The sequence below is a fragment of the Pirellulales bacterium genome, assembly GCA_035939775.1.
Classification (GTDB): domain Bacteria; phylum Planctomycetota; class Planctomycetia; order Pirellulales; family DATAWG01; genus DASZFO01.
Map to the genome: position 1 here is coordinate 1 of DASZFO010000109.1, position 8,912 is coordinate 8,912.

The window sequence follows — 8,912 nt, forward strand, 5'->3', positions numbered from 1 at the left end:
CGTGAGCCACCTTCACGCGGTGGTCGGCGTTCGTGAAGTCGTGGCCGCCCAGCAGGTTCGTGGTGTTGCTGAAGAGCCGCGACCCCATCGCGTTGCACTGCCCGGTGATTGAATTAGCGCCGGTGCCGCGGCGACCGATGTTGCCCGTCATGAGCGCCAGATTGATCAGGCTCTGCGCGGTGCGAACACCCTGATGGCTCTGATTCACGCCCATCGTCCACCAGAACGAGACGCGCCGGCCCTCGTGGATCTTGCGGGCCAATTCGTGCATCGTGTCGGCCGAGATTCCCGTCGCCGCCGCGACGCGCTCGGGCGTAAAGGGGGCAACGAACGCGGCGAACTCTGCGAAGCCGTTCGTATGCGCGTCGATATACTCGCGGTCGATCCAGTTCTCGGCGATCAAGATCTGGGCGAGGCCGTAGAACAATTCCAGATCAGACTTCGGCCGCAGCGCGATGTGCTGCGTCGCTTGCATCGCCGTCTCGGTCCGCCGCGGATCGACGACGATGATCTCGGGGCGATGCGGATTCCGCAACACGCGATGCCAAAGGATCGGATGCGCGATGCACACGTTCGCCCCCACGAACACCATCACGTCCGATTCCTCGAGATCGGCGTACGTGTAGGGCGGGGCGTCGAAGCCGAACGACTCTTTGTACGCGACCACGGCGGTGGCCATGCATTGCCGCGTGTTGCCGTCGCCGTGGAGCATGCCCATGCCGAATTTCGCCAGCGAACCGAGCAGGGCCATCTCCTCGGTCGGAATCTGGCCGGTGCTCAAGAAGGCGACCGAGTGCTCGCCGAATCGAGATTGCACGTCGCGAAGCCGGCGGACGAACGTCTTGAGGGCCGTGTCCCAATCGACTGGCCGCATTTGATCGCGATGGTCTCGAATCAGCGGCGTGACAGCCCGATCCGGCGAGTCGAGCACCGCCAGGCTTTCCCAGCCTTTGGGGCAGGCCGTGCCGAGGTTGACCGGGTAAGCGACCGTCGGCGTGAGATTGATCGCTTCACCGCCGCGGAGATGGATGTCGAGCGAACAGCCGGTCGAGCAGAAGCCGCAAATCGTCCGGGTGGTCGTGGTGGGAAGCCGGTTGGCCGGCAGCCGACCCAGTCCGAAGCCGGCTTCGCTCTGCTGCAACTGCCTTGTGAGCGGGCCGCTCGGCGCGTGCAGCAGACCGCGCAACCGGCCGAGCAAGCCCGTCGACGAAGTCGATGCACCCGAATCGTAGCGGCGGCTCATGACGACGGCCCTCCCGGCATCTTCGGCGGAACGACCGCTGCGAAGAACAGGTAGCGCTCGCACAATTCGCCGGCCAATAGCACGGCGAACATGCTGCCGGTCTCAAGCGCCATCAGGACGTCGGGCCCTGAACTTCTTGCGGTCTGCCGGCCTAGCGACACGAGCGCCAGCGGCAAGACCATGCCTCCCACGATCCCGCAGATGAAGCGCGCCTTGGTTACCGCCGCGAGTTCGCCGGCCAACAACGTCGCCGACCGTTTGAGCCCCGTGTTCTGTTTTCGCCACAAATGGCGGAACTCGGCGAACTCGAACAGCAGCTTGGCCGCTGCGATGCCGATCAGTCCGGCGAGGCACGAACCGCCGTAGCCGGCGAGGATACCGCGGCCGGCGACACTATCGAATCCGACGGTCGCCAGCGCGATCACCAGCGTCACGGCCAGCCCCAAGAGCGCCATCGTCGTCAAGAATCGCACGGCCGTATTCCAGCCGTTCCAAAGACTGCGTCCCGTGCACTGATAGACCATGACCGACGAGAGCACGCCCGCGAATCCGAAGAACACGACGGTATCGGCCAGCGCTGCGACCGGGCCGCGGATTCCCTCCGGCGTCGGTCCGATGCGCCACACACATGCTGAATACAATGCCGCCGCCGCCGCAAACAACCCGAAGCAGAGAATCTCGCGGCTCAACCAAGAGGTAGTGAGGCCGAGAACGGCCCGAAACGCATACTGCGGCCGGCCCAAGTGCAGCACGCTCGCTCCTAGCGCCAACAAACCGAATCCCAAGGCCGCGAGCGCCTGGGCAGCCAGGCCGAATGTCGCTCCGCCATCCAGGGCCGTTCGCTGCAAAATCAATTGCACGAGAAACGCGCCAACCGAAAGCTGCGTCAGCACGAGCATCACGATCAATGGCCAGTGCGCATGCTCCGGGCGGACCGAATGGTAGTCGGCCGGCAGCATGTTCCGCGGCAAGACTTGCCGTGTCTTGTAGTTCGTCGTCGGCAGCGTGCGATGCGGGTCCGGCGCGCCGGGCAAGAATTGTTTCGCCTCGCAGTCTTCCAGCACCTGCTCTTTCCGCACGATACGGATGCGAATCGCCTGGTGCGGACAAGCCTGCACGCAAGCCGGCGGTTCGCCCGCCGCCAGGCGATCGCTGCACATGTCGCACTTGCGGACGATCCCCTTTTTGCGATTGTATTTCGGCACATCGTATGGACAGGCGAAGATGCAATACTGGCAGCCGATGCACTGGTCATCGAGATGCCGGACGATCCCCGTCCGCGGGTCTTTTTCGTAGGCCCGCACTGGGCAGCAGGTCAAGCACGCCGGTTCGAGACAGTGATGGCAGGCCGCCGTGACATATTGCAATGCCGGCAAATCGGTCGTCCCGCCGATCAGCAGACCGACATCGCGCCAAGCCTCGTTCTCATCCAGCCCGTTCAACGAATGACAGGCCGAGACGCAAGCCTTGCAGCCCGAACACGCATCAAGATCGACCTCGAAGGCATATTGCTCGCCCTCGGCAGGAGGGCTGGCTGGCAGCAACTTCTCATACCGTCGCGAGCGGAGCGACAATTCATCCAAAGCCTGGGCCTCGGAAAACTCCTCCACCGCCGTCATTTCCTGCTGCCGGCCCAAATACCAATCGACCAGCGAGAACTGGTCGACCGATGGGGGCGACGAAACTTCATCGCTCAGCGGAATCTCGATAACGGGCATCGGCCGGGAATCTGGCAAGTGAGAAGTGGAGAACCCAATTCGCCGCAACGGATGCGCCCGTGCAGAAGAGCGCTCCCTCGCTCTCGAACCACAGAGGCGAATCCGCCCGAGGCGAACCGTGACGTGGGCGATAGGTAGCAGGCACACTCCGTGCGACGTCCGCCAACGGCAGGCAGATTTAGCGAACCGCACGGACGGCACGCGGAGCGTGCCTGCTACGTTAGCGCGAGAAAGTGCGAGGCGGAGGTCGGCCCTTCGAGCCGTATGCAAGATAGGAAGCACGTCGAAGACGGGGCTTCCTGCAAGCGAACCTCGATCGGCAATCACGCCGACGCGCGAAAAGGCGAAGCATTACGTCACCTGGTGAGAAACATTGCCAAGTGGATGCCCGAGCATGCTCCGCCGGGAACTCGGGCACCAAACCAAACGTCCTGAGCAGAAGGTCGCTAGCAGCCAATTGCAACCGATGTGCCAGCCAGCGCGTGCGACGCGCAAACATCGCGGGCCGATTTCCGTAACTAGCGCCGCGCCGATGGCTTGCGCAAACGCGGCTGAATCGCGATTCGCCGTCACGTTTCCGGCCAATCAGTTCGTTGCCCACTCGCGCCGCGACCGCCGCCCGCGAGGCAGGCACGGTCCGTCACGATGTCGGAACCCCGAGGTCGACGGATTCCGAAACTCAGTTCTCGATCCTTGCCCCCCTCCGTGGAGCCGGTTTAGGATGGACCGATCGGTCGCGCCGTTCTAATGCGAGCGTTCGATAGCCCGCCGGGGAGAGTTTCCATGTCGAGAAGAAGTCGGATCGCCGCCGTTGAATTCGGTAGGTTGTTGGCTGAGCTACGAAGATCTGCCGGCGCGGTTGGCCGCTTGACGATGGCCATCTGTCTTGCCGCCATCGGCATGGCACCGATCGGTTGCCAGAGAGCGCCGGAAGCTGCCGCCGAGACGCGCGCGAATTCAACGCCTAACGCCGCCGTAAAAGGTGGCGGCGACAAGCCGGCCGAAGACGGAACTCCAACTGCGGAAGATCCAGCGCCCGAAGTCGATATCAATAGCGCGCCAATACGCCCGCCGACTCGCGTTTGGTTAAGCGATCTCGAAGAGACGAATGTCAGCGTTGGGGCGGGGAAATTCGGCAAGCACGGCTTGGCCGGTTGTGCTCCCGGGGTAGTTCGTATTAATGGCATCAGCTCGCATCATGGCCTTGGAATGCACGCCGATGCGCACGTCGAATACTCGCTCGGTAAGAAGTACCGCATGTTTCGCACGTCGGTCGCGTTGAACGACTCGGCCGGTGGCAACTCCGGGCGACCAGTGCAATTCCGCGTCTTGGGCGACGGAAAGACGCTCTGGAAATCCTGCTTGTGCTATCGTGGCGGATCGACTGGTCAACCCTGCTTGCTGGACGTGAGCGGGGTCGACGTACTGAGACTAGAGGTCCAGTTTGTGCCGAATACGACTGGAATTGAAGAGACGGCACACGCCGCATGGGTCGAGCCGTACGTATCCGACGAGGTTCCATCGGCCGAGGCGCTTCACTTGTGTTCGCCGGAGCGGTTCGATGCACAGGCGCAAGGATTTACCGCGGAAGCGACCATACGCGAATTGTTCGCGGCGGAGAAATTTGCCGACCTGGACGAGATGGCAAAGCAATTGCGCAAGCACGATATCTCTTACGGCGGGATGTCCCTGTTGGGTTCGCTTTATGAAAGTCTGAGCAATTCCGTCGACTCCAGCGACGAGGGCTGGCAAAAGCATTTTGACCGCTTGGAACGTTGGCGAACGGCGCAACCTGCCTCGATCACTCCGCTGATTGTGCTGGGCAGTGCGTACACTGACTATGCCTGGCGGGCTCGCGGACACGATTACGCCAAGAACGTGCCGGAAGATGCTTGGCCCAAATTCAAGGAGCGGTTGAAGAAGGCTCGCGCGTATTTCGAGCAAGCCCAAGCCTTGGATCGTGATCCGCATTTGTACTGTTGTCTGATCAGTATGGCCCTTTCGCAGGGCATCGCACTGGACGAAGTCATGCCGCTTGTCGAAGAAGGACGGAGGCTTTTTCCGCGGTATTATGATCTCTACGATGCCGCGGCCACCTGCTTCCTCCCGCAATGGTTCGGCAAAAAGGGCGACGTCGAGAAATTCGCTGCCCGAATGCGGCAAGAGTTGGGCGGGGAACTGGGCGATGAGGTGTATTTCAGGATCGCCGCGGGACAGCTTCCTTACCTGATCGAGAACTTCTTTCGCGAGAGCGGTTTCAAATACTCCGATCTGGTTCCGGGAATCAAAGTGGCCCTTCGCGATTATCCGGAGAGCGATTTTTTCTACAACGCCGCCTGTTGCATGGCTTGCCTTTCTGGCGATTCCGAAATGAGCCGATTGTTGTTGCTTCGCATGGATCCGGCGACGTTTTCGTGGCGTCCTTGGGGCACCTATGCGCGCATGGTTTCTCAGCGCGCGCAGATTAATCGCGATGCAACTTCTGATGAAGCTAACGGGATGTTTTATCCGGACACTTGGATGGGGAACATCGCGTTCCTGGGAACATCCGACCGGCTGATCACCAGTGGGGCCGATCCTCATTTGGACGTCGCCAACCTGCGGCGAGGAATCGATGCGCAGATCCCGGTCAAGCCGAATGTCGGCGGGCTGGCGGCCGACAAGGAAGGAAAGACCGTCATCATTCGATGGATCGCCGAGCCGCCAGCGGCCAGCCACGAGGCCGAAGTTTATACGATCGGATCGAACGATCCGCCGGTGGTGCTGACGGGGCACACGGCCAATGTCGCCGGCGTCGCCATGAGCGGCGATGGGAAGCGCTGCGCAACGACCGCGCTCGACGGGACGGCAAGAATCTGGAGTCTGGCCGATCCAGAAAAGCCGATCGTTCTCAAGCATCCCCGCGAGGTGTTCGCCGTCGCTTTCGCGCCCGACGGGAAGACTGTGGCCACGACCAATGACCACGGCGTGATCTGGCTTTGGGACGCCGAAACGGGCCAGCGCGCCGCGGAGCCGCTCGGCGAAGATGACAAAGACCACGGGCAATGCCGCATTCGATTTCTTCCCGATGGCAAGGAAATCATCTCAGTCGCCCACGACGGCACGATCCGCCGCTGGAATCTTGCCGAACGCAAATATCGGGAAGCGGAACTCGGCGGCGATCTGGTTTCCCAAATCGGGCTGTCGGCGGATGGGAAATGGCTCGCGGTCGGCCGCGAAGGAGGCTCGATCGACCTCGTCGCCGCCGACACATTCAAGATCGTCCACACTTGGTACGGTCATTTCCAACTCGTCGGGGGCCTCGCATTTTCGCCGGACGGCAAAACCCTCGCCTCCAGCTCGCACGACGGCGGCCTGAAGATCTGGCCGCTGGAGAAGTTGGTTTCGCAATAAGAACGCCGAACAAATCCGGCGGGGACTGTCCCCCTTTTGCGCGGTTGTCGGAGCAAAACGAGGACTCTCCCCTTCTCCCAGCCGGATTTGCCTGTTGCGGCATGGTCTCCTGTGACGCGGAGTTCGACCGAAGGTCTCTCCGTAAGTCGTGGACGCGTCCGGGAGACCTTCGGTCGGTCGGATGGAACGGTCGTGAGACCGGGCCATAACGCCGGCGATGAAAGCTGATTCCGGCAGGGCAAGCTCCATTTGAGCGTCAGGCGTTGCGGTACGATGCTTTGTGGCTCAGGCTTTGCCCCGGCGCAATCGTGAGCCAAGCCGCATCGGGCTTCCATAAACGTACCAAATACAGGATTTGCCCCGTGTGATATGCGACGTGGCTCATTCCGCGCAATAGCGCTTGTTGCACCGAATGCCGTTCGCCGCGAATCGTGATGGTCTTTTCAAGGTCCGACGGTTCCAGCGACTTAAGCGTCTCTTCAAGTGCGGCCCAGCCCGCCTCCCATTGCGCCATCAAATGCGATCGACTATCGTTCGGTCCCAGAACAAACTCATCGTCGCGGTTACGGCTCGGCGTGTCTCCGTCGCTCGTTAGAAAATCGGTCCACCGCGACCGCAGATTTCCGGCCAAATGCTTGACGATCAGCGCGACCGGGTTCACCTGCATCTCCGGCCTGCGAAAGAACGCTTCGTCGTCCAATTGCACCATCGCCCGCTCGGCAAGCTGCCGATGCCGCCGGAATTCATGCTCAGAATCTCGAATCAGGTCGTTCATGTCCCCCTCCATACCAGACTGGGCCCGCGGCCCGATTCCGCATGACGGCCCATCACGGACGAAACCGATTTTGGGCAGCGTGCCGAACGGTAACCACGAGCACCGTGTTTCCAACGATTGTGAAAAGCACACGATGCGTTGGTTTGGAGCCGAGCCCGAAATGCAATTCGCGAAGTTCGTAGGGAAACCTCTCCCGCTCCGCAGCGATGGCCCAGCGCTCGGGCGAGGTTGCGAGTCCGGCGATTGCCGCACGGATGCCCTGATACCATCGTTCAGCTTGTTCAACTGAACGCTCGCGAGCCCACCATGCCGTTGCGTCCTCAATCTCCCGAGCGGCTCGCTCGGTGGTGACGACGATGTATCTCATTTGTTCGACGGCAAGCCGAGCCGAGTGCGGATACGGGCGTCGAGTTCTTCGAGGGTTACCACCCGGCCCGCTTCCATGTCCGCGATGCCCTCGCGGATCGCGGCCAAGTCTTCCTGCTGCCGCAGGCTCGTGAGAGTGGTTTCGTCGACAACATAATAAACGCGATGTGTCCGCTCATCTTCGACCGGCAACGGTCCTTCGCTTCGGTCGAGCGCTTCGCATTGTTCGGGCGTGAGCTTTGGCGTCATGTTGATACTCTACCACGGGGGCTAGTTTTAGGCCAACACGCTCGTGTCGGTTCCAAATCGCTGTTTCCTCCCTCATCCGACCGTTTATCACGCGAAGCCGCGGAGGCGCCGAGAAGACGGACCCGCAGATTCACGCCAATCCGCGGGCATCGGCGCTCATCGGCGGTTCTGCATCAGCCAGGGCCAAAGGCCCGCTCCATTCCAGATTGGGCCAACGGCCCAGGACAGATTCCCGCATCATGTCCCAAAGGGCCAACGGCCCAATTCAATTCCGTGCAACCCAACCACGGCTGCCCCACGGCAGATCAATCCCGCAAGCAGAATGACGGCAGCAACCGAATCGCTTGTTTCGGTTCCTGACGCCGCTTTCTTTCTTTTTTCAATATGGGCATCGTCAAGCACGATGGCGATTAGCCGCCACCTGCTTTGTTCGCGGCCATATTGCGCTTATCGACAGACGTTGGCGGCTGGTCCAACGGCACTTCTGGGCCGTTCCATTTGAATACGAGATCGTCCATCGTGCCATCCAAGATGGCCGCGGCGGTCCTTTCCGGCGTGTTGTCGTTTACAAATATCCGTGCAAGTCGCTCCAGTTCGCGCCTGATACAGCCCGCTGTGTACCGCATTCCAGCGTCGGCTAACGAAAGGCTACCGGTGCGCAGACCGAGACTCTCCATTCGAACTTTGTCGAGGATTAGTGGAGTCTGTCGGAGATGCTCGATCCCGCCGTAAAGCTCTTCAATTCCTGCTTTCACAGCTTCTATTCTTTCGAGCGTCAGTTTTAGGCTGCGGAGGTCCAATTCGCGTAAACGCGTTAGCACCGGAATTGCAATACATGTAAGGACCAGCATGCCCACCAAGATCACGTAACTAGCATCGCCAATATTGGCCGTTACCAACAGGGTGGTGAACAGAATGATCCCGATGGTTGCGATGAGAACCGATATTACCGTCGATGATTTCATTGTCGTTTTCTCCTCAAACGCCGATCCCCAACACTGGCCGTCTCGATCAGCCGGCGCCGCGGAAGAGTCAGGAACGAATGGCACTGCCGCTTATGGCGGATCCACTTACGAAACTGCTGACAACGCACGCTCGACCGATTGCCGGCGCGGTTGCGCGCGAAACAGTGTGATTCAGGAATGGCGGTAAATCGCAAAGGAATGCC

At 60.9% G+C, this 8,912-nt stretch carries 6 protein-coding genes; 1 reads left to right on the forward strand and 5 read right to left on the reverse strand.

What is annotated here, in order from left to right; all coding sequences use genetic code 11:
* Positions 1 to 1,243 (reverse strand): molybdopterin-dependent oxidoreductase (locus VGY55_06835; protein HEV2969687.1); only part of this gene is annotated, 1,243 nt, incomplete at its 3' end.
* Positions 1,240 to 2,961 carry a DmsC/YnfH family molybdoenzyme membrane anchor subunit gene (locus VGY55_06840; protein ID HEV2969688.1) on the reverse strand — a complete coding sequence of 574 codons (1,722 nt, stop codon included), beginning with the start codon at positions 2,959 to 2,961 and terminating at the stop codon, positions 1,240 to 1,242. The genes VGY55_06840 and VGY55_06835, both read right to left, overlap by 4 nt.
* Before the next feature lie 783 nt (positions 2,962 to 3,744).
* Between VGY55_06840 and VGY55_06845 the strand changes: the two genes are divergently transcribed.
* Positions 3,745 to 6,354 (forward strand): NPCBM/NEW2 domain-containing protein, encoded by a 2,610-nt coding sequence (locus tag VGY55_06845; GenBank protein ID HEV2969689.1) that lies wholly within the window; start codon positions 3,745 to 3,747, stop codon positions 6,352 to 6,354.
* A 256-nt stretch (positions 6,355 to 6,610) separates the two neighbouring features.
* On the opposite strand, the gene VGY55_06850 is transcribed toward VGY55_06845, so the two are convergent.
* The 3 genes from VGY55_06850 to VGY55_06860 form a co-directional block, all read right to left on the reverse strand.
* On the reverse strand, positions 6,611 to 7,129 hold the full coding sequence (locus VGY55_06850) for a DinB family protein (protein HEV2969690.1): 519 nt from the start codon (positions 7,127 to 7,129) through the stop codon (positions 6,611 to 6,613).
* Positions 7,130 to 7,492: 363 nt separating this feature from the next.
* Entirely contained in the window at positions 7,493 to 7,744 is a 252-nt protein-coding gene (locus VGY55_06855; GenBank protein HEV2969691.1) for a hypothetical protein, read from the reverse strand.
* A 410-nt stretch (positions 7,745 to 8,154) separates the two neighbouring features.
* Positions 8,155 to 8,709, reverse strand: a complete 555-nt coding sequence (locus VGY55_06860) for a hypothetical protein (protein HEV2969692.1) — start codon at positions 8,707 to 8,709, stop codon at positions 8,155 to 8,157.
* Between the last annotated feature and the right edge of the window lie 203 nt (positions 8,710 to 8,912).